This is a genomic window from Streptomyces sp. LaBMicrA B280, from assembly GCF_049222185.1.
Taxonomy (GTDB): Bacteria; Actinomycetota; Actinomycetes; order Streptomycetales; family Streptomycetaceae; genus Streptomyces; species Streptomyces murinus.
In genome coordinates this window covers 67,984-86,786 of the sequence record NZ_JBMJCT010000002.1, presented here as the reverse complement: position 1 = coordinate 86,786, position 18,803 = coordinate 67,984, and the positions used below count along the sequence as shown (strand labels likewise).

Genomic DNA, 18,803 nt, shown 5'->3' with positions numbered 1-18,803 from the left:
GGGCCGCACCCTGTTGGGGTGCAGCCCTCGGTGCGTCCTGCGCGCCGGTCGGCGTGGGTGATGCGATGCCGGTCGGCCTGGGTCAGGCGGCGCCGACCTCTTCCGGCTGCCGGGGAGCCGGTTTCGCGGCCGCCCGCGCCGCCGGGTCGAGCAGCCGCTCGGCCATGGGGGCGAAGACGAGGCCCAGGGTCGCCCAGAGCAGGGCCTGGGCGGCGACGGAGTAGAAGCGGAAGGAGGCCAGGACGTCCGCCGGGAAGCCCGGGTAGACGATGGTGCCCTTGGAGTTGGTCAGGGGCAGCGGGGTCTCGGTGGCGTGGTGGCCGTACTCCTTCACGTTGGCGGAGAGTTCGCCGAGCGCGGGGAGCAGGGCCATCACGATGCCGATGGCCACCACATAGGCGCCGGCGGCGAGCAGCGTGGCGTTCCAGTTGCCGAAGCGCGGCTGGAGGCGCTTGCCGAGCCAGACGGCGGCGACGAGGAAGACCACCGAGCAGACCACCATGGCCAGATACAGATTGCCCCGGTCCTTGATCGTCTCGGGGTGGCCGATGGCCGGCGGGTTGGCCGGGTACTTGATGAACGGCACCAGGTACATGCCGACGAAGCCGCCCAGCGCCACCAGCATGGCGAGGTTGCGCGGGCGCAGCTTGCCGACGCGGCCGAGGCAGATCGCGTAGGCGACGGCGAAGAGCGCGCCCATGGCGACGCCGAAGAGGACCATGCCCACGCCGATGCCGACGTTGGCCTGGATCGTCCGGCTGAAGATGTCGGGGCCCTCGGCCTCGGCCGTGATCCCGGCGGCCTTGTCGAGGACGGCCTGCGCGGCGTCGCGGCCGCTCTCGTAGTCGATCGCCTTGGCGATCTGGGGCTCGGCGAAGATCCGTGCGAAGACGAACGCGAGCAGCCCGGCGACTGCGCCGGCGATGACGCCGCGCAGAATGAGTCTCTTTTCCATGTTCAGATGTCCGTGCTTACTCTCGTCAGTGGCAGGGGAAGCCCAGGAAGTGGCGGGCGTCGTGCACGAACTCGTGGACGTGCATGTCCTTGCCGAAGACGGAGTAGGCGCCCTGGTCGACCCCGATGAAGTAGTAGATCGCCAGCGCGAAGAGCGCGGTCCCGACCAGCCAGAACACGGCCTTCGTCGCCGGGAGGACGACGGGTGTGGGGAGTGCGGCGGGCGCGGACAGACTGCTCATGAGTGAGCCTCCTTCAGGGGATCGTGCGTCCCTCAGCCAGTGGAGCGTCGCGATGGCCCGGTGTCTGACTTCGTGCCCGCCCTCGCGGAGGGGCACGTACACAGTGGCGCGACCGTGCTGGATTCCCACCAGCTTCCTCAGGCCATCACTACAAGCGGAGCGTACGGAAACGAGCATCGTCCGTCAATCAGACAAGTGGCTGGGAGACGCACCCTCCCCGGTCAGCGGTGCCGGAACTCCGGCGGCCGCTTGTCCACGAAGGCGGCCATCCCCTCCTTCTGGTCGGCGGTCGCGAACACCGCGTGGAACAGCCGCCGTTCGAAGCGGACGCCCTCCGCGAGGGTGGTCTCGAAGGCCCGGCCCACCGCCTCCTTGGCCATCATCGCCACCGGCAGCGACATCCCGGCCACGACCTCGGCGACGGCGAGGGCCTCGGCGAGCAGCTCGGCCGCGGGGACGATCCGGGAGACGAGTCCGGCCCGCTCGGCCTCGGCTGCGTCCATCGTGCGGCCGGTCAGCACCAGCTCCATGGCCTTGGCCTTGCCGACGGCCCGGGTCAGCCGCTGGGAGCCGCCGATACCGGGGATCACCCCGAGTTTGATCTCGGGCTGCCCGAAGACGGCGGTGTCGGCGGCGAGCAGGATGTCGCAGAGCATGGCCAGCTCGCAGCCGCCGCCGAGGGCGTATCCGGAGACCGCGGCGATGGTCGGGGTGCGCAGCTGTCCGAGCCGGTCCCAGGCGGTGAACCAGTCGGCCAGGTACATGTCCAGGTACCCCTGCGGGCTCATCTCCTTGATGTCGGCGCCCGCGGCGAACGCCTTCGCCGAGCCGGTGATCACGACGCAGCCGCACTCCGGGTCCCGGTCCAGGGCCTCGGTCGCGGCCACGACCTCGTTCATGACCTGGAGATTCAGCGCGTTGAGGGCCTTCGGGCGGTCGAGGGTGAGCAGGGCGGTACGGCCCTTGCGCTCGACCCGGATCGTCTCGTACTCGGTGCTCATGCGCACTCTCCGCTCTGTTCCCTGATGGTGCGTACGATGCCCGAGAAGTCCTCGGTGGCACCGACCCGTTCGGCATATTCGGCGTACAACGCAGCCGCCCTGAGACCGAGTTCGGCCTGCACACCGCCCGCCTTGACCGCGTTGGCGGCGAGCCCCAGGTCCTTGGCCATCAGCGCGGCGGCGAAGCCGGGCCGGTAGTCCCGGTTGGCGGGGCTCGCCGGGACCGGGCCCGGGACGGGGCAGTTGACGCTGAGCGCCCAGCACTGCCCGGACGCCGTGGACGCGACGTCGAACAGGGCCTGGTGGGACAGTCCCAGACGCTCGCCGAGGACGAACGCCTCGCTCACGGCGATCATGGAGACGCCGAGGATCATGTTGTTGCAGATCTTCGCCGCCTGCCCGGCACCGGGGCCCCCGCAGTGCACGGCCCTGCCGCCCATGACGTCCAGCAGGGGCCGGGCGCCCGCGAATTCGGCCTCCCCACCGCCCGCCATGAAGGTGAGCGTGCCGGCCTCGGCGCCGACCACTCCGCCGGAGACGGGTGCGTCCAGCGCCCGCATCCCGGCGGCGACGGCGCGTTCATGGGCGGTGCGGGCGTCGGCGACGTCGATGGTGGAGCAGTCGACGAAGAGGGTGCCGGGCCGGGCCGCCTCCAGGAGGGTGTCGTAGAGGTCAAGGACATGGCGGCCGGCCGGGAGCATGGTGATCACCGTGTTTGCGTCGGCCACCGCCTCGGCCGCGGATCCGGCGGGTTCCACCCCCGCCCGCGCGGCGGCCGCCCGCGCCTCGGGCACCAGGTCGTGGCCGAGCACCCGGTGCCCGGCCCCGACCAGGTTGGCCGCCATCGGGCCGCCCATGTGCCCGAGCCCGATGAAGGCGACGGTCGCGCGCGCCCCGCCGTCCCCGCTCACCGCGTCGCCTCCGTCGTGCCGCCGGGCCCCGCGAGGCCGAGTTCCCGGTCGCCGAGCGGGGCGAAGAAGCGCTCCACGTCGGCGTCGGTGACCTCGGCCAGCCTCGCCGGTGACCAGTGCGGGTCGCGGTCCTTGTCGATGATCTGGGCGCGGACGCCCTCCACCAGGTCGGGGCTCCTCAGCCCGACGCACGAGACGCGGTACTCCTGGTCGAGGACCTCCTCCAGGGTGCCGAGCCGCCGGGCGCGGCGGAGGGCGGCCAGGGTGACCTTGAGCGCGGTGGGCGACTTGGCGAGGAGGGTCTCGGCCGCCTCCTTGGCCTCCGTGCCGCCGTGCGCGCACAGCCGCTCGACGATCTCCTCGACGGAGTCGGCGGAGAAGCAGGCGTCGATCCAGCTCCGCCGCTCGGCCAACGCCCCCTGCGGTGCGGGCCGTTCGTGCCGCGCCAGGGCCTCGGCCACGGGCAGCTCGGCGAGGTCGTCCAGCAGGGCGCCCAGCGCGTCGGACGGCACGTAGTGGTCGGCGAGCCCGCACAACAGGGCGTCACCGGCGCCGATCTGATCGCCTGTCAGGGCGAGGTACGTGCCCAGCTCGCCGGGGGCGCGGGACAGGAGGTAGGTGCCGCCGACGTCCGGGATGAAGCCGATCCCCGTCTCCGGCATCGCGATCCGCGAGCGCTCGGTGACGACGCGGACGGCGCCGTGCGCGGAGACGCCGACCCCGCCGCCCATCACGATGCCGTCCATGAGGGCGACGTACGGCTTGGGGTAGCGGGCGGTACGGGCGTTGAGGTGGTACTCGTCCCGCCAGAACGCGGCCGAGGCGGTGCCGTCGCCCGCGCGGGCGTCGTCGTGGATGGCGCGGATGTCGCCGCCCGCGCACAGTCCGCGCTCTCCGGCGCCGCTGATGACGACGGTCCGCACGGCCGGGTCGTGCTCCCAGCCGGTCAGCGCCGCGTCGATGCGGGTGACCATCTCATGGGTGAGGGCGTTGAGGGCCCGGGGCCGGTTGAGGATGATCCGGGCGGCCCGGCCGCCGGTGCGCAGCAGAACGGGTTCCTCGGTGTCGTTGCTCATCCGAGGGCCTCCGTCAGGCCGCGGGCCACGATGACGCGCATGATCTCGTTGGTTCCTTCCAGGATCTGGTGGACGCGAAGGTCGCGGACGATCTTCTCAATGCCGTACTCGGCGAGGTAGCCGTATCCGCCGTGCAGTTGCAGGGCGCGATCGGCGACCGAGTACCCGGTGTCGGTGGCGAACCGCTTCGCCATGGCGCACAGATACGGCGCCTGCGGGTCCTGGGCGTCCAGGGCGCGGGCCGCCTGCTGGACCAGGGCGCGGGCGGCGGTCAGCTCGGTCGCCATGTCGGCGAGGCGGAAGCGCAGGGCCTGGGCGTCGAGGAGGCGGGCGCCGAACGCCTCCCGGTCGGCGAGGTGGGCGAGGCTCCGGTCCAGGGCGCTGCGGGCGCCGCCGAGGGAGCAGGCGGCGATGCCGAGGCGGCCGCCGTTCAGGCCGTTCATCGCGATCCTAAAGCCCTCGCCGGGTCGGCCGAGGAGCCGGTCGGCGGGGATCCGGACGCCGTCCAGGACGACCTGGCGGGTGGGCTGGGCGTGCCAGCCCATCTTGCGTTCGTTCGGGCCGAAGGAGATGCCGGGGTCGTCCTTGTCGACCAGGAACGCGGAGATGCCGCGGGGGCCGGGTTCGCCGGTGCGGGCCATCACCACGTACACCTGGGCGGCGCCCGCGCCGGAGATGAACTGCTTGACGCCGGTGAGCACGTAGTGGTCGCCGTCGGGTACGGCGCGGGTGGTGAGGGCGGCGGCGTCGGAGCCTGCGCCGGGTTCGGTCAGGCAGTAGCTCGCGAGGTCGTCCATCGCGCACAGCCGGGGCAGCCACCGCTCGCGCTGGGCGTCGTCGCCGTAGCGGTCGATCATCCAGGCGACCATGTTGTGGATGGACAGATATCCGGCGATGGCGGGGCAGCCGGTGGCGAGGGTCTCGAAGACGAGCACGCCGTCGGCCCGGCCGAGCGCGGATCCGCCGTGCTGTTCGCGGACGTAGACACCGCCGAGGCCGAGCCCGGCGGCCTTGCGCAGGACGTCGACGGGGAAGTGCTTGTCGCGGTCCCAGTCCAGGGCGTGCGGGGCGAGGTGGTCCTGGGTGAAGTCGAGGGTGGCCTCGACGAGGGCTTGCTGGTCCTCGGTGAGCAGGGTGGTGGTCATAGCGGCGCTCAGCCCATCGTGGGGATCGTGAAGGAGGCGCCCTCGCGGCGGCCGGCGGGCCAGCGGGAGGTGACGGTCTTGGTGCGGGTGCAGAAGCGGATCGCGTCCGGGCCGTGCTGGCCGAGGTCGCCGAAGCCGGAGCGCTTCCAGCCGCCGAAGGTGTGGTGGGCGACGGGCACCGGGATGGGCACGTTCACGCCGACCATGCCGGTGTTCACCCGGCGGGTGAAGTCGCGGGCGGTGTCCCCGTCACGGGTGAAGATCGCGACGCCGTTGCCGTAGAGGTGCTCGCTGGGCAGGCGCAGGGCCTCCTCGTAGTCGGCGGCGCGGACGACCGAGAGGACCGGGCCGAAGATCTCCTCCTGGTAGACGCGCATGCCGGGGGTGACCCGGTCGAAGAGCGAGGCTCCGGCGAAGAAGCCGTTCTCATGGCCGGGGAGCACGAAGTCCCGTCCGTCCACGACGAGTTCGGCGCCCTCCTGGACCCCGAGGTCGACGTACTCGCGGACCCTGCGCAGGGCCTCGGGGGCGACCAGCGGGCCGAAGTCGGCCTCGGGGTCGTCGCTGCGGCCGATCCGCAGGGCGGCGATGCGTTCGGTGAGCCGGGCGACGAGGGCGTCCGCGGTGGCCTCGCCGACCGGCACGGCGACGGAGATGGCCATGCAGCGCTCACCGGCCGAGCCGTACCCGGCGCCGATCAGCGCGTCCACCGCCTGGTCCAGATCGGCGTCCGGCATCACGATGAGGTGGTTCTTGGCGCCGCCGAAGCACTGGGCGCGCTTGCCGTGGGCGGCGGCGGTGGCGTAGACGTGCGCGGCGATGGGGGTGGAGCCGACGAAGCCGAGGGCGGCGACGCGCGGGTCCTCCAAGAGGGTGTCGACGGCGTCCCGGGCGCCGTTGACGACGTTGAGCACGCCGGGCGGCAGGCCCGCCTCCAGGAAGAGTTCGGCGAGCCGCAGCGGCACCGAGGGGTTGCGCTCGGAGGGCTTGAGGACGAAGGCGTTGCCGCAGGCCAGCGCGGGTGCGGCCTGCCAGAGCGGGATCATGGCGGGGAAGTTGAACGGCGTGATGCCCGCGATGACGCCGAGCGGCGCGCGCAGGGAGTGCACATCGATGCCGGTGCCGGCGTTGTCGCTGAACTCGCCCTTGAGCAGATGCGGGATGCCGGCGGCGAACTCCACGACGTCCAGGCCGCGCTGGAGGTCGCCGTGGGCGTCGGCGACGGTCTTGCCGTGCTCGGCCGACAGCAGCCGGGCCAGCGCGTCCTTCTCCTGCTCGGCGAGCTGGAGGAAGCGCAGCAGGACGCGGGCGCGGCGCTGCGGGTTGAACTCGGCCCAGGCGCGCTGCGCCTGGGCGGCGGAGGCGATCGCCGCCTCGGTCTCGCCCCGGTCGGCGAGCGGCACCAGGGCCTGGACCTCGCCGGTGTTGGGGTCGTACACCTCGCCGTGCGCCCCGGAGGTGCCCGGGACGTGCTTGCCGTCGACGAAGTGGGTCAACTCGCGTACGGCGGAGGGTGCTTGGGGACGGATCATGGCTGCCTGCTCTCGTCAGGTGGGGGTGATCCGGGATGGCGCGCGGCAGCGGCACACGGCCGGGTGCGCGAGGGCGCACGCGGGCGTGCCGGGGCGGCGCGAAAGACGCGGTGGCGGGACGAGCCCTCAGACCGGTACGGCGGGATTGCCGCGCGGGGAGGGCCCGCGTCGGCTCGCGCCGGGATCATGGGTGCGCAGGGGTGCCATGCGTGTCGGCTCCATCCTCGTGGACAACACGGAACATCCCGCGGCCGGTATCCTGACTCCCGGATCAGCGCGCGCCGTCCGCCTTCCCGACATCCTGCTCGTCAGTGGCGTCCTGCTCGACGGCGTACTCCCCGGTCACAGTGGCGGGACCGCGCCGGATTCACACCGGCTTCCCTGCACCGCGGGCCTTCTCCCCCGAATATATAGTTGGACGTCCTAGTAAATCCAGTGTCCCCGGGGATTCGGTGCGTCCTCACGGGATCCGGTACGCCTCTTCAGGCCACGCCGTCCGCGCTCTCCGCGGGCCGCTCGCGGGGTCCGGCGAAGCGCACCGGCGCGCGGAAGCGGGCGCGGCGGGCGGCGCGCCGGAAGGTGGTCAGCACCGCGGGACCGGCCAGCAGCACGCACACGAAGTTGGTGACGGCCCGGCCGGTGTCCCAGCCCAGCGAGGTGGCGAGGTCGAAGGCGACGTAGCGGTGCCACTGCTCGGTGAAGGGCAGGCCCGGCAGATAGGCGATCGAGCTGTTCGGGTCCAGGGAGAACGGCCAGAAGGAGAGGTTGAGCAGAAAGCCGAAGAGGTAGCCGGACAGCGAGCCGTAGACGGCGAGCATCAGCACCTCGCGGCGGCCGCGCGCCCGGGGCAGGAATCCGGCGAGCATGCCGACGAAGGCGCAGCCGAACATCTGGTACGGCATCCAGGGCCCCACTCCCCCGGTGATCAGCGCGGAGGCGAACAGCGAGGTGCAGCCGAGGACGAAGCCGAAGCCCGGACCGTACACCCGGCCGGCCAGGACCAGGACGAAGAAGACCGTCTCGATGCCCGCCGTACCGGCCCCGAGGGGGCGCAGGGCGGCGTCGACGGCGGAGAGCACGCCGAGCATGGCGAGGGCCTTGGAGTCGATGCCGCCCTCGGCGATCTCCGAGAGCACCACGCAGAGCACGAGCACCAGCAGCACGCCGAAGATCAGCGGGGGTGCGTAGGAGGAGCCGAACGTGCCGGGTGCGACGACGAACGGCCAGAAGAACGCGACGAGTCCGAGGAGGGCGGCCAGCGCCATGACCACCCCGGCCCGGCCGGTCAGCCGGATGGCGGGTCCGCCGGTCCGCGCGCGTCCGCTCATGACCGCGCCTCGCCCGGGTCCGCGAGCTCGCGTGCGACCTGATCCGCCGTCAGGAAGGGCAGCGGTGCGAGGATCTTGGCCGTCTGCGGGGCGAACGTCGGGGAGGAGACGATGACTTCGGTGGTGGGGCCGTCGGCGACGATGTCCCCCTCGGCCATGACGACGACGCGGTCGGCGGCGCGGGCGGCGAACTCGACGTCATGGGTGGAGATGACGACCGCACGGCCCTCGGCCGCGAGCGCGTCCACGATGCCGGTCAGTGCCGTCTTGGCCCGGTAGTCCAGGCCCCGGGTCGGCTCGTCCAGCAGTACGACCCGGGGCGCGGCGGCCAGTTGGACGGCGAGGACGAGGGCGAGCTTCTGCCCCTCCGACAGGTCGCGGGGGTGCGTGGCGTCCTCGATGCCGGGCGCGAGCCGGTCGAGCAGCTCGCGCGCCGTCACCCCGGCCGCCGACTCGGCGTCCGCCTGGGCGAGTTCCTCTCCGACGCTCTCCAGATAGAGCAGGTCGGCGGGTGTCTGCGGGACCAGTCCGACGAGTCGGCGGGCCTCGGCCGCGGACACCGCGTGCGGGTCCCGCGTGCCGTGTCCGCCGTCCACCCGGACGCTTCCGGCCCGGCGGGGTCCGGAGCCCTGGAGGGCCCACAGCAGGGAGGACTTGCCGGAGCCGTTGCGGCCCATCAGCGCGATGACCTCGCCCGCGTGCAGATCGAGGTCCACGGCCCGTACGGCGGCGACGTCCCGGTAGGCGACCGTGACACCGCGCGCGGCCAGCAGCCGGTTCCCCTTGCCGTCCGGGACCGGCGGCCGTACGGGGGCCGGGGTCCGCCCGGCCAGCAGGGTACGCAGCGGGGCGGCGGCGCGGCGGGCGTCGCGGATGGACAGCGGCAGCGGGGACCAGCCCGCGGCCCGGCCCAGCTCCACGATCGGCGGCGCGATCGTGGCCGTACGCAGGATCTCGGCGGGTGGGCCGATGCGGGCCCGGCCGTCGCCGGGCAGATGGATGACGCGGTCCGCGTACTGCACGACCCGCTCCAGGCGGTGCTCGGCCATGAGGACGGTGACACCGAGGTCGTGCACGAGCCGGGTGACGGCGGCGAGGACCTCCTCGGCCGCCGTCGGGTCCAGGGCGGAGGTGGGTTCGTCCAGGACCAGCACGCGCGGGTGGGCGGTGAGCACGGAGCCGATCGCGACGCGCTGCTGCTGTCCGCCGGAGAGCGTGTGCAGCGCGCGGTGCCGCAGGTCGGCGAGGCCGAGCAGATCGAGGGTCTCCTCGACCCGCTTGCGCATGGTCGCAGGCAGGATCGCCAACTGCTCCATGGCGTAGGCGAGTTCCTCCTCGACGGTGTCGGTCACGAAGCCGTCGATGGGGTCCTGGCCCACCACGCCGACGACATCGGCGAGTTCGCGGGGCGGATGGTGGGCGGTGTCCCGGCCGTCGACGGTGACCCGGCCGTACAGGGTGCCGCCGGTGAAGTGCGGGACCAGCCCGTTGACGGCGCCGAGCAGGGTCGACTTGCCGACGCCCGTGTGGCCGACGACGAGGCAGAGTTCGCCCTCGTCCACCGTGAGGGCGACGTCCCGCAGTGCGGGCTCGGGCATGTCGTCGTAATGGACGGTGACCTGGTCGAAGGTGATCACGGTGCGGTGGCTCTCGGGACGGGGCCGGGCGGCGGGGCGAGGAAGCCGGCGGTGCCGGCGAGCAGGACGGCGGCGGTCGGCACCAGCGGCAGACCCGGCCAGGTGAGAGGATAGTAGGTGGGGTTGAGCTGGGCGGGGTCGTAACCGAGATCGCTGAACAGCAGCACGGCCGAGAGCAGTCCGCTGCCCGCGACGCACCACTCGGGCAGCCGCCAGGGGTCGGGCCGGTAGGCGGTGCGGGTGACGCGCCGGCCGCCGAGCCGCAGGCCCGCCACGCACAGCGCGGCCCCGCAGGACATCGCGGGCAGCCCGAGGAGGGTGGGCGCGGTGGCGTCGAGGAGCCCGTACGCCCCGGCGCACAGACCACACATGCCGAGCAGCATCAGCGCGCCGGTGACCCGGCGGGAGCGGCGGGTGGCGCTGCCCGCCCGGCCGTAGCCGCGTGAGTCCATGGCGGCGGCCAGCCGCAGGGAGCGTTCCAGGGCGTCCTCCAGGACCGGCACCGCGATGGAGCGCAGCGCCTTGACGCCCTTGGCCCGGCCCGCGCGCAACCGCCGTGCGCGGGCGACGCGTTGGACGCTCTGCACCAGCTGGGGCGCCACGCTGATCGCGACGGTGACGGCCACGCCCAGCTCGTACAGGGCGCCCGGCAGGACGCGCAGGGCGCGCTTGGGGTTGGCGAGGGTGTTGGCGGCGCCGACGCAGGCCAGCATGCAGGCGAGACGCAGCCCGTCGGTGGCGGAGGACAGCAGGGCTTCCAGCGAGACCGGGCCGCCGATCCGGATGCCCGCGTACCAGTCGGGGGTGGGGAGGTGCGGCAGGGAGAAGAGGAAGTGGTCGTGCGGGGTGATGCCGGTGGCGAACACGGCCCGGAAGGCGACGCGGATCGCGACCACCGACAGGGCGAGGTAGAGGTAGTAGACGAAGCCGCGGGCCCAGGGCGCCTCGGTGCGCCGGGCGGTGACGACGTAGCCGAGGACGGCGAGCACCAGGAGCAGCAGCAGCGGGTTGTCCGTGCGGCTGACCGCGGTGGCGAGCGCGAGCGCCCACACCCACCAGGCCATGGGGTGCAGGGTGCGGGGCAGCCGCCGGCCGCCCCGGTCCGGTGCCGCCTCGGCGGCGGGTGCCTCGACGGTCGTACGGGACACGGCGGTCACTCGGAGCGGCGGCGCCGGTGTGCCGCGTAGGCCGCGCCGCCGATCAGGGCGACCAGACCGGCGCCCGCGACCACGGGGACGATCGAGCCGGCGTCGTGCCGGGCCTCGGCGGCGGGGGCGGCGTCGACCACCCGGGTGCCGCCGCTCGGGGACGGGGCCGGGGTCGCCGGGGCGCTCGTGGTGGTGCTCGGCGACGGCGACGGGCTCGCGCTCTTGCTGGGCTTCGGCTCGGGCTTCGGCTTCGCCGACGGCGGCGCGGAGGGGGCGGGTCGCTTCTCCGGGGCCGGTCCGGTGTTCACGCCGGGCGGCAGCTGGGGGGCCCTGCTGGTGGAGGCGGGCTTGCCCGCGTCGCCCTGCGGCGCGGTGTTGTGGGCGCGCAGCTGGCCGGGGCTGACCTTCGGGCGGCCCTCGGTGCCCTGGATGTTGGTGCCGCCGAACTCCCACAGGTCGACGCTGCCCGGCTTGGGCTTGTAGAGCATCGCGCCGAGCTGGCTGTACGTCCAGTCGGTGGCGCCGGGATCGGCGTGCCAGTACGACCAGTACGCGGAGGCGGGCGGGGTGAGCACGCAGTCGTCCTGGGCGGGGGTCGGGTACTGCCGGCCGTGCTGGTAACCGCTGTAGCCGATGCGGCAGATGAAGGCGGGGCCGTCGTGCCCGGTGCCGGTGGTGCTCCAGCCGCCCTGGTTGAGCAGCTCGTAGCCGGTGGTCGGGGTGGTGCCGCAGGAGCGCAGGATCGGGCCGCCCCAGTGGCTGAGGTCGACGGCGAGCACGACGCCCGAGGTGGTGGTGCAGCGGCCCATCGGCTGGGGGTCGGCGGCGGCCGGGGTGCCGGTGGCCACGACCGCGGCGGCGCCCAGGCCGAGAGCGGCCAGGGCCCGTATCGGGCGGGCCGCCGCCCTCATCGTCCGCCCCCGGTGCCGGTGCGGCGGCGGGCGACGACCACGGTGCGCCAGCCGGCGAGCATCAGCAGTACGGCGATCGCGGCGAGGGCCCCGGCCTGGACGCCGGTGGCGGCGAGGATGCCGCCTCCGCCGCTCGCGGTGGCCCCGCCGTCGCCCGCGCCGCCGGAGCTTCCGGTGTCTCCGGTGCCTCCCGTGTCTCCGGTGGTGACGATGTCCGGGGCGCTGCCGCTGGGGCTCGGGACGGGCTGCGGGGAGGTGCCGGTCAGGCTCCGATCGAGGGTGCCGAAGGAGATGCCGGTGGCGCCGCCGACGGCCTGGGTGGAGGCGCGCAGGTCGGAGCGGCGGTCGTCGCCGCCCTTGGCGACCACGAATCCGCCGTCGCTGTTCTGCTGGGAGGCGAGGAACTTACGGGCCTCGGCGATCTGCTCGGCGTACTTCGGCGCGTCCAGCGACAGGCCCTGTACGGCGAGAGCCGCCGAGTTGACGGAGTCGCCCGCGGTGCCGGGGAAGCCGCCGTCGGCCAGCTGCCGGGAGGCGAGCCAGGTCAGCGCCTTGTCCACGGCCTTGTCCGCCGTGTCGCCGCCCGCGAGGTCGAGGGCCATGGCGGCGATGGCGGTGGAGTCCACGTCGGAGTCCTTGGTGGACGGGATCAGGCTGGGCCAGGCACCGCTGCTCTCCTGGAGGCTCGCCAGGTAGGCGATCGGCCGCTGGGCCGACGTGGTGTCGCCCGCGCGCAGCTGGGCCATGACGGCGAGGGACTGGGCGAAGACGGAGGGCGCGTAGGTGTAGGCGCCCGCCGCCGCGCAGGAGCGGTCGCTTCCGGTGCTGGCCTTGGCGCAGACGGCCTGGTCGAGGGCGGCGATGAGGTCGTGTCCGGTGAAGTGCCGGGGGTCGCGTCCCACGGCCTCGGCGAGCAGGGCGGTCTTGCCGATGGAGCCGGCCGCCGCGTACGAGGTGCCGACGTTGGTCCAGTCGTCGACCGTGCGGCCCGCGCCGTCCTTGCCCCGGTGGTCGAGGAAGTCGACGATGCCGCGCAGCTTGGCGTTGTCCAGGCCGGTGGCGGCGAGCGCGTAGGCGCCGTCGATGGTGAGGCCGAAGTCGGCGCGGCCTGACGTGGTGCCGTCGCCGTAGTACTGGCCCTGCTTGAGGTTGGCCGCCCTGGTGAGGTAGGCGACGCCCTTCTTCAGATCGGGGCCCGCGCCCGGGGCGGGGGCGGGGGTGGTCGGGGTGCCGCTCGGGGAGGCCGGCGGCGGGGTGGGTTCGGTGGTCCTGGTGGTGAGGGCGACCAGGCTGGTGCCGGTGCCGGCGAGGACGGCGGGCGAGGTCGCGTAGACGGCCGCGTCGGTGGCGCCCTCCTCGAAGCCGAAGCCGCCGCTCTTCAGCTGCTGCCGGGACAGCCAGCCGACGGCCGCGCCGCCTCGGGTGGTGTCGCCGAGGGCGGCCAGTGCCTGGGCGGCGTACGCGGTGGCGTTGACGGATCCGGTGGTCGAGCCGGTGTAGCCGGGGAAGGCGCCGTCGGCCCGCTGCGCGCCGCTGAGGTAGGTGTGGGCCGCCGTGACCGCGTCCTCGTGGCCGCCCGCCCGGTGCAGCACCAGGGCGATCAGGCCGGTGGTGGCCGGGTCCGGGTCGCAGTACTCGCCGGGCCGGATGAGGATGCTGGTGAAGCTGCCGTCCTTGCACTGGAGTTGGGTGAGGCGGTCGACCGTCGCGGCCGGGGGTGTCACCCCGGCCCGCAGCAGCGCGAGGACCGCGAGGGCCTGGCCCTCGGCGTAGGAGGAGGCGCGGAAGTCGCCCTTGGCGGTGCAGCCGGGGGTGGCCTCGCCGGACTCCGGGCCCGCCGCGCACACATCGCCGGTGAGGGCGGCGAGCAGGTCGTGGCCGCCGAAGGCGCGCGGGTCGCGGCCGGTGATCTCGGCGAGGAGGGCGAGCCGGGCGAGGGCGGTGGCGTCCGGGTCCTGGTCGGTGCCGTTCGGGTAGGCGAAGTCCGCGGTGCGGGCGGCGAGATAGCCGGTGACCTTGTCGAGGGCGGCGCTCTTGCCGTTCGCTGCGGCCAGCGCGAACGCGGTGTCGGCGGTCAGCGAGTAGTCGGGGGTGGTGGCGCCGTCGTCCACGATCCGCTCACCGTCGGTGAGTTGACCGGTGAGCCAGGTGGCGGCGGCCTTCGTGTCGATCTTGCCCAGGGCGCCGGTGGGCTCGCCCGTGCCGGGCCCGGAGGGGTCGCCGCCGCGTACGTCGTCGGGGGTGAAGGCGGGCTTGCCGGTGGAGCCCTGGACATCGGTGCCGCCGTAGACCCAGGCGTCGACGTCACCGTCCTTGAGCTTGCGGTCCATGGCGCCGTACGGGCTGTAGGTCCAGTCCTTCTGGCCCGGGGAGGCGATCCAGTACGACCAGTACGCCGTGGCGGGCGGGGTCAGGACGCAGGACTCCTTGTCCGACGTCGGGTACTGCGTACCGGAGTCGAAGGAGCCGTACCCGATGCGGCAGATGAAGGCGGGGCCGTCGTGCTGGGTGCCGGCGGTGCTGAAACCGGCGTCGTGCAGCAGGTCGTAGCCGGTGGTGGGGGTGAGGTCGCAGCCCTCTTCCACCGGGCCGCCGAAGGGCCCGAAGTCCACGGCGACGAGTGCGCCCTTGGTCGCGGTGCAGCCGCCGGTGCCGTCCGCGGTCGCGGGTGTGATCGTGATCGTGAGGAAGGCCGTGCAGGCCGCGAGCAGTACGCACAGGGCCGCCGCCAGTGCCGCCCCGCGGGGCGGGATCGCCCTCGCCCGCTTCTCTCTTCGCTGCCCGGTCCCCACCACGGCCCCCTCTGTCGACCGGCGGGGGCACGGGCGTGGCCAAGGGGCCCCGGAAGCATGGCAGGAACCCGGAAGCCGTCGCACCACGCCGCAGTCCACGACGGCGTCTGTTGCAGATGTCACGCTCCAGGCAGTCCGGCTCGCCCGGGACGGTGCCGGGCCTACGGTTGCGGGTCAGCGCCGGAATTCGACCGGCTTCCCCTGGAACTCATTGCGTATCAGCCGGATTTGAGCACGCTTCACGGAATGCGTCAAGAGCGGCCCCGCGGCCCGGCCATGGGCGCAAGGGCGGGCGCTGGCGGGCGGGTTGGCCGTCGGGTACCGTCTCGGTCTGCCGAATGGGGGAACCCGGTGGGAGTCCGGGGCTGACGCGCAGCGGTATGGGACGGCGAGGCCGTTCCGAGCCCGAATGCCCAGGCGGCGCAGCACTTTTGGAAGCCGGTCCACGCGTTCCGGACGGCGGCCGGTGCCCGCTGCTCCGCCGGTTCGATGGGCCGTGGCACCGGGCCGGGTCGGCGTCCTCCATCCAAGGAGCAGGCCATGATCCGTCCGCTGTCCCTCCGCCGCCCCGCGCTCGTCGCGGCCGCCGCGCTCGGCGCGTTCACCCTCGCCACACTGCCCGCCGCCGCCACGTCCTCCCCGGCGCAGATCACCACCTCGAAGACGAACGGGGTCGGCTACCTCAAGTCCCTTCAGGCGGCGGACGGTTCGTACGCCGGGTCGGGGCTGTCCAACGAGTGGGCGTTCAGCGCGCTCGCCTCGGCCGGGACCGCCGCGGTGGACGTGACCCCCGGGGGCGACACCAGCAAGAACGCGAGAACCGTCTACCGCGATCTGCTCTCCACCGCCGCCTGGCCGTCCGCCTCCCCCGTCGTCACGGACTACGAGCGCGCGGTGCTGAACGCCTACGCCGCGGGCATCGATCCGGCCCGGGTGTCCGCCTCCCGGGACCTGATCGCCGACATCTACGGCTACTGGCAGACCGCGGAGACCGGCTACTTCGGACCGTCGGCCAACTTCAACGGCACCGTCTTCGCCGCGCTCGCCCTGAACGGCGCGAAGACGCAGTCCGGGCAGGCGCGGATACCGGGGGCGCTGCGTGACTCCGTGGTCGCCCGGATCCGGGCCAACCAGCACAACGACGGCGGCTGGAACTACGGCAAGGCCGAGGGGGACGCGAGCCAGCTCGCCGCGACCAGCGACATCGACATGACCGGTGCCGCGATGGCCGCGCTGTGCACGTCCGGGGTGCCGAACACCGACAGCGGGATCGTCCGGGCCAAGGCGTTCCTGAAGAGCAAGCTGGTGGCGAACAGCGGTGCCTTCAACGCGATGTTCGGCGTGAACTCCGACTCGAACGGCTGGGCGGTGTCCGGCCTCAACGCGTGCGGCATCAACCCGCAGACCGGTGACTTCCTCACCTCGGCGGGGAAGACCCCGGTGGACTTCCTGATCGCGCAGCAGTTCAACCCCGGCGGCGGCTTCCGGTACCAGCCCGGTGACACCTCGCCGACGGCGTACTCCTCGATCGACGCCCTGCGCGCGGTGGCCGGCGGCGGCTTCACCGCGGCGCCGCCCGCGCCCACGACGCCGGGTGCCCCGCAGTGGGTGGGCCAGGGCTCGTTCACCTCGGGGACGGCGACGAAGCTGGCGCTCAGCGTGGACGACGGGGCGGGCAGCCTGAAGGTGTGCTCCGTGGCGCTCACGCCGACCGGCACCACGACCACGCTGGGCGCCGTCCTCGACGCCGCCAAGAGCGCGGCCACCCCGTCCGGCTGTGTCACGGACATCACCCCGGCCTCCGGCACCGGCGCCGTCACCACCCTCAACGGCAAGGCGAACAGCGGCTCCGGCACCTGGAAGGTCAGCGTCGACGGCTCGGCCTTCGCCACCGCCACCCGTGAGACGGCCATCGGCGTCGGCGACACGATCGCGGTGCGCTGGGGGGCGTGACGGGGGGCCGAGCCGGGGAGAGCGGGCGGCGCAGCCGCGGCCCCGGGCGTGCGCTCCCGGCATAGGCTCAGGGCATGCGGATCGTCTCCCTTCTCCCCGCCGCGACCGACATCGTCGCCGCGCTCGGCCTCTCCGCGAGCCTGGTCGGGCGTACCCACGAATGCGACTGGCCGCCCCGGGAGGTGGCGTCGGTGCCGGTGGTGACCGGGGCGGAGCTGGACCAGGACGTGCTGACCAGCCGGGAGATCTCCGCCGCCGTCGGCGGGTCGGCGCACTCGGGGTCGTCGCTGTACACGCTCGACACCGAGGCGCTGGCGGCGCTGCGGCCCGATGTGGTGCTCACCCAGGACCTGTGCGCCGTGTGCGCGGTGTCGTACGAGCGGGTGAGCCGGGCCGTGCGGCTGCTCGACGCGGACACCCGGGTGCTCAGCCTGGAGCCGCGCACCCTGGACGACGTGCTGGACTGCCTGGTCACCGTCGGTGAACTGCTGGACGTGCGCGAGCGCGCGCTGCGCCGCCGGGCCGAACTGCGGGCCCGGCTGGACCGGTTGCGCGGCGCGGTCGCCGGTCTGGACCGGCCCCGGGTGGCGGCGATCGAATGGCTGGACCCGCTGTGGCCCGCCGGACACTGGGTGCCGGAGCAGATCACGGCCGCCGGGGGCGAACCGCTCCTCGCCGCGCCCGGCGCGCACACCGAGCCGGTGCCCTGGTCGGCGGTGCGCGCCGCACGGCCCGACGTACTGCTCGTCCTGCCGTGCGGCTTCCCGCCCGAACGCACCCTGCGCGAGGCCGAGTTGCTCACGAAGCTGCCGGGCTGGGCGGAGCTGCCCGCCGTACGGTCGGGTCGGGTCTGGGTACTGGACGGGCCGTCGTACTACAACCGGCCGGGGCCACGGGTGGTGCGCGGGGCGGAGGTGCTGGCCCATGTCCTGCACGGGGTGCGGGCCGGGGAGCCGGTCACACCGGCCGAGGCGCGTCCGTTCCCCGGCCGGTGAGAAGGGGCGGGATCAGAACGCGGTCCAGGTGAACGCCACGGCGTCCCCGGCGTTCAGCTTGAACTGGCAGCCGCCCACCGGGGTGGGCGTGCCGTTGACGGAGATGTTCCAGTAGGCGGAGGCGCCGCCGCTGACGTTCTTGATGGTGTCGACGGAGTAGTCGTCGAACGACGCGTACCAGGCGCCGTCCCAGGTGAAGTGCCGACGGTGGGCGGCGTCGTCGAGGGCAGCGGTGGGCGTCGGCACGGCGGAGGGGTTGGCGCCGCCGTTGGTGCCGTCGCAGGTGTGCGTGCCGCCGGTCGCGGTGGTGACGTCGTGGCCGCGGGTTCTGATCCTCCCCTTGAAGAGGATCCCGTCCGGCCCCTGGACGGTGAGCGTCACCGCGACCGGGGCGTTCGTGCCCGGTGCGCTCCGGGCGTGGGCGGTCGCCGGGGCGGCGACGAGGGCCATGCCGAGGGCGGTCGCGGTGATCAGGGTGCGGCGTGCGAAGGTGCCGTGCAAGAGCTGAGCCTTCCTGGGCGGGCGGCCCGCGGCCTCGTCGCCGGGCGCGCGAGGCGCACCCGGGCGGCGCCGGGCACCTCCGCTCGCGCGGACCGGTGGACGGGCCGGGCCCGGTGCTCCGGGCATGGCTCTCGGCTTCGCGCTGCGGACCATGACAGTGGGAAGCGGTTCCAGCGCGTGCCGGGCAGCCCGACTCGCGGCCCACGGCCGCACACGGTTGCAGGTCAGCGCCGGATTCCCACCGGCTTCCCCCAGTCACGCACTTATGCGGTTGTTGTGCGAACGGTGTTCATTCTAGGGGCAGTTGGTGAAGATGAACCAGAACTCCGGCTTATTCTCCGACCCTTGGGTCTCAGGGGTTCGCCGTGCGCCCCGGCGGTGCGAAGGCGTACAGCCCGAGGATCTCCGGCAGCGGTGCCACGCCCGGCCCGCCGGACCGCACCCAGGTGATGACGTCCTCGGTCGCCTCCGGGTCGTTGACCAGGCCCAGCCAGACCGGGCGGCCACCGGCGGCGCGGCCGGTGGCGGAGGGCTGCACGACGATGACGTTGGCCTGGTCGCACACGTCGAGGCAGTCGGAGACGCGCGTGGGCACCTCCGCCGTCAGCCGGGCGGTCTGCGCCGCGTGGTCGACGCCGGTCACCTTCGGGCTGCCGCAGCAGCAGTCACGGCACACG

16 protein-coding genes and 3 riboswitches are annotated in these 18,803 nt (G+C 73.7%); of the genes, 2 read left to right on the top strand and 14 right to left on the bottom strand.

All coding sequences use genetic code 11. The features are described from left to right. Positions 1 to 82 precede the first annotated feature (82 nt). The 12 genes from ACLF5H_RS01690 to ACLF5H_RS01635 form a co-directional block, all read right to left on the bottom strand. Positions 83 to 955, bottom strand: coding sequence for a CbtA family protein (locus ACLF5H_RS01690; protein WP_421674287.1), 873 nt, complete (start codon positions 953 to 955; stop codon positions 83 to 85). A 25-nt stretch (positions 956 to 980) separates the two neighbouring features. After that, on the bottom strand, positions 981 to 1,196 hold the full coding sequence (locus ACLF5H_RS01685) for a CbtB domain-containing protein (RefSeq protein WP_085567776.1): 216 nt from the start codon (positions 1,194 to 1,196) through the stop codon (positions 981 to 983). A 221-nt stretch (positions 1,197 to 1,417) separates the two neighbouring features. Continuing rightward, positions 1,418 to 2,197 carry an enoyl-CoA hydratase gene (locus ACLF5H_RS01680; protein ID WP_421674286.1) on the bottom strand — a complete coding sequence of 260 codons (780 nt, stop codon included), beginning with the start codon at positions 2,195 to 2,197 and terminating at the stop codon, positions 1,418 to 1,420. Beyond that, positions 2,194 to 3,108 (bottom strand): 3-hydroxyisobutyrate dehydrogenase, encoded by a 915-nt coding sequence (mmsB, locus tag ACLF5H_RS01675; RefSeq protein ID WP_421674285.1) that lies wholly within the window; start codon positions 3,106 to 3,108, stop codon positions 2,194 to 2,196. Before mmsB ends, ACLF5H_RS01680 begins: the two co-directional genes overlap by 4 nt. Then, positions 3,105 to 4,184, bottom strand: a complete 1,080-nt coding sequence (locus tag ACLF5H_RS01670; RefSeq protein WP_421674284.1) for an enoyl-CoA hydratase/isomerase family protein — start codon at positions 4,182 to 4,184, stop codon at positions 3,105 to 3,107. Before ACLF5H_RS01670 ends, mmsB begins: the two co-directional genes overlap by 4 nt. Continuing rightward, positions 4,181 to 5,329: an acyl-CoA dehydrogenase family protein gene (locus ACLF5H_RS01665; protein WP_421674283.1), complete on the bottom strand. Its 1,149-nt coding sequence runs from the start codon at positions 5,327 to 5,329 to the stop codon at positions 4,181 to 4,183. Before ACLF5H_RS01665 ends, ACLF5H_RS01670 begins: the two co-directional genes overlap by 4 nt. Positions 5,330 to 5,337: 8 nt before the next feature. Next, positions 5,338 to 6,861, bottom strand: coding sequence for a CoA-acylating methylmalonate-semialdehyde dehydrogenase (locus tag ACLF5H_RS01660; protein WP_421674282.1), 1,524 nt, complete (start codon positions 6,859 to 6,861; stop codon positions 5,338 to 5,340). A gap of 232 nt (positions 6,862 to 7,093) precedes the next feature. Continuing rightward, a riboswitch (cobalamin riboswitch) is annotated at positions 7,094 to 7,267 on the bottom strand. 76 nt (positions 7,268 to 7,343) lie between these two features. Continuing rightward, positions 7,344 to 8,189 carry an ECF transporter S component gene (locus tag ACLF5H_RS01655; protein WP_421674281.1) on the bottom strand — a complete coding sequence of 282 codons (846 nt, stop codon included), beginning with the start codon at positions 8,187 to 8,189 and terminating at the stop codon, positions 7,344 to 7,346. Beyond that, positions 8,186 to 9,826 carry an ABC transporter ATP-binding protein gene (locus tag ACLF5H_RS01650; protein WP_421674280.1) on the bottom strand — a complete coding sequence of 547 codons (1,641 nt, stop codon included), beginning with the start codon at positions 9,824 to 9,826 and terminating at the stop codon, positions 8,186 to 8,188. The genes ACLF5H_RS01655 and ACLF5H_RS01650 overlap by 4 nt, the downstream gene beginning before the upstream one ends. Further along, positions 9,823 to 10,983 (bottom strand): CbiQ family ECF transporter T component, encoded by a 1,161-nt coding sequence (locus tag ACLF5H_RS01645; protein ID WP_421674279.1) that lies wholly within the window; start codon positions 10,981 to 10,983, stop codon positions 9,823 to 9,825. Before ACLF5H_RS01645 ends, ACLF5H_RS01650 begins: the two co-directional genes overlap by 4 nt. Then, on the bottom strand, positions 10,980 to 11,885 hold the full coding sequence (locus ACLF5H_RS01640; protein ID WP_421674278.1) for a hypothetical protein: 906 nt from the start codon (positions 11,883 to 11,885) through the stop codon (positions 10,980 to 10,982). Before ACLF5H_RS01640 ends, ACLF5H_RS01645 begins: the two co-directional genes overlap by 4 nt. Next, positions 11,882 to 14,677, bottom strand: coding sequence for a prenyltransferase/squalene oxidase repeat-containing protein (locus ACLF5H_RS01635; protein WP_421674277.1), 2,796 nt, complete (start codon positions 14,675 to 14,677; stop codon positions 11,882 to 11,884). Before ACLF5H_RS01635 ends, ACLF5H_RS01640 begins: the two co-directional genes overlap by 4 nt. Before the next feature lie 341 nt (positions 14,678 to 15,018). Continuing rightward, positions 15,019 to 15,092, top strand: a riboswitch (cobalamin riboswitch). A gap of 125 nt (positions 15,093 to 15,217) precedes the next feature. Here ACLF5H_RS01635 and ACLF5H_RS01630 point away from each other — a divergent pair. Both ACLF5H_RS01630 and ACLF5H_RS01625 read left to right on the top strand, forming a co-directional pair. Beyond that, complete coding sequence (locus ACLF5H_RS01630) at positions 15,218 to 16,630, top strand: hypothetical protein (RefSeq protein WP_421674276.1); 1,413 nt, start codon at positions 15,218 to 15,220, stop codon at positions 16,628 to 16,630. 74 nt (positions 16,631 to 16,704) lie between these two features. Further along, complete coding sequence (locus tag ACLF5H_RS01625) at positions 16,705 to 17,625, top strand: cobalamin-binding protein (RefSeq protein WP_421674275.1); 921 nt, start codon at positions 16,705 to 16,707, stop codon at positions 17,623 to 17,625. 12 nt (positions 17,626 to 17,637) lie between these two features. Here ACLF5H_RS01625 and ACLF5H_RS01620 read toward each other — a convergent pair whose 3' ends face one another. Together ACLF5H_RS01620 and ACLF5H_RS01615 are read right to left on the bottom strand one after the other, a co-directional pair. Then, the gene (locus ACLF5H_RS01620) at positions 17,638 to 18,126 is read right to left on the bottom strand and encodes a DUF4430 domain-containing protein (RefSeq protein WP_421674274.1); all 489 of its coding nucleotides are present in this window, start codon (positions 18,124 to 18,126) and stop codon (positions 17,638 to 17,640) included. Positions 18,127 to 18,288: 162 nt separating this feature from the next. Beyond that, positions 18,289 to 18,424, bottom strand: a riboswitch (cobalamin riboswitch). A gap of 54 nt (positions 18,425 to 18,478) precedes the next feature. Then, positions 18,479 to 18,802 carry a hypothetical protein gene (locus tag ACLF5H_RS01615; RefSeq protein ID WP_421674273.1) on the bottom strand — a complete coding sequence of 108 codons (324 nt, stop codon included), beginning with the start codon at positions 18,800 to 18,802 and terminating at the stop codon, positions 18,479 to 18,481. Position 18,803 lies beyond the last annotated feature (1 nt).